Annotated in this window: 1 protein-coding gene; it reads left to right on the top strand. The window is 62.9% G+C overall.

Annotated features, from left to right (window positions below; genetic code table 11):
* Positions 1-100 precede the first annotated feature (100 nt).
* A partial coding sequence (istA, locus tag NCT04_RS31480) for an IS21 family transposase (protein WP_502800718.1) occupies positions 101-1,452 on the top strand: 1,352 nt, incomplete at its 3' end.

Genomic DNA, 1,452 nt, shown 5'->3' with positions numbered 1-1,452 from the left:
ACGGACCGGACGACAGGACTGGCGTTGCGCATGACATCAACCACGCGAGCTATGCTCGCCGGCTTTGGCCGGAGAAAGCATGCCCGCGCACCGGATGAACATGCGCATGATCAAGGACGTTTTACGACTTAAGTTCGACGGCGGTTTCTCGCATGATCGAATCGCCGCGTCGCTGGGCATTTCCAAGGGCGTGGTCACAAAGTACGTCGGACTGGCGGGTGCCGCCGGGCTGGATTGGGCGATCGCCTGTGATATGGACGAAGGCGAGCTCGAGCGACGGCTTCTTGGCAAGCCCACCGGACCCGCGGCCTATGCACAGCCCGACTACGGTCGCATTCATCAAGAGCTGCGCCGCAAGGGCGTGACGCTGACGTTGTTGTGGGAGGAATATCAGGCGGAGTTCGCGAATCGGAAGACTTACCGTTACACGCAGTTCTGCGAGCACTATAAGGCGTTCGCGAAACGGCTGAAGCGCTCCATGCGGCAGATCCACCGAGCTGGCGAGAAGCTATTCGTCGACTTCGCTGGTCCCACGTTGCCGTTGACCACAGGGCGCCGCGCGCACATCTTCGTGGCCGCCATGGGCGCATCGAGCTATACATTCGCATGCGCCACGCCGGCCGAGACGATGGAGGATTGGCTGAGTGGTATCGCCCGCGCGCTGACCTTCTACGGCGGCGTTCCCCAGCTGATCGTGCCGGATAACCCGCGCGCGATGATCGGCGATCCCGATCGCTATGAGCCTCGCGCCGGCGACACCGTGCTGGACTTCGCGCGTCACTATGGCACCTCATTTCTGCCTGCACGCGTTTATCGCCCGCAGGATAAGCCGAAGGTTGAAGTAGCGGTTCAGGTGGTCGAACGTTGGATCATGGCGCGCCTGCGTCATCGCCAGTTCGAGTCGGTCCAGTCGGTGGACGACGCGATCCGCCCGCTACTGAAGAACTTGAACGAGCGCCCGTTTCAGAAGCTGCCTGGATGCCGCGCCAGCGCGTTCACCGAATTAGACGCGCCGGCCCTACAGCCACTGCCGGTGCAGCCGTATGAGCTCGCGCGGTTCAAGGCAGTGACCGTCCACATCGACTATCACATCGAGATCGATAAACATCGCTACAGCGTCCCGCACGCGCTTGTCGGACTCAAGCTCGATGCGCGCATTACTGCGGGCGCTGTCGAGTTGTTGCATCGCGGTCGCCGTGTGGCCAGCCATGCTCGCAATGATCGCGTAGGAGGCTACACCACCGCCGTCGAGCACATGCCGGCAGCACACCGCGCCCATCTCGAATGGACTCCACAGCGGCTTATCCACTGGGGTCAGCAGATTGGCGGCGCCACCGGCGCGCTCGTCGCGCGACTTCTGCAGGAACAGCGCCATCCCGAGCACGGCTATCGGGCGTGCCTTGGCTTGCTCTCGCTCTCACGTCGCTATGGTCGCGACCGTCTCGAAGCGGC

Origin of the sequence: Caballeronia sp. GAFFF2 (assembly GCF_023631485.1) — a bacterium.
Lineage (GTDB): Bacteria > Pseudomonadota > Gammaproteobacteria > Burkholderiales > Burkholderiaceae > Caballeronia.
This window is presented reverse-complemented; position numbering and strand designations above follow the sequence as displayed.